We start from the raw sequence: 236 nt of genomic DNA, 5'->3' as shown, positions 1-236 counted from the left end.
TGGCACAACGGGTTCCCGGGCATGCCCAGCGTGGAAATCCCGCTGTACACCAACCCCGATGTGACCGACGGCGGGACCTTGCTGGACACCAGCAACGACCCCAAGCACCAGCCGAGCGCGTGGGTGCAGCGCACCAGCTCCGCCGGCACCATCCGTCTGATGGTGGGCGTGGAGTTCCAGATCTGGGACCGGTCCACGAAGGGCAAAGACAAGCAGAACAGCGACCAGATCCAGAT

1 protein-coding gene is annotated in these 236 nt (G+C 64.4%); it reads left to right on the top strand.

Features of this window, described 5'->3' with window-relative positions; translation table 11 throughout:
* The coding region (locus tag CXG43_RS01375) for a hypothetical protein (RefSeq protein WP_157824975.1) at positions 1-236 on the top strand (236 nt) is incomplete at both ends.

The sequence above is a fragment of the Stenotrophomonas sp. Bg11-02 genome (assembly GCF_002836635.1).
In the GTDB taxonomy this organism is placed as follows: Bacteria; Pseudomonadota; Gammaproteobacteria; order Xanthomonadales; family Xanthomonadaceae; genus Stenotrophomonas; species Stenotrophomonas lacuserhaii.
The sequence above is the reverse complement of the archived record's forward strand: the minus strand, read 5'-3'. Positions and strand labels throughout refer to the sequence as shown.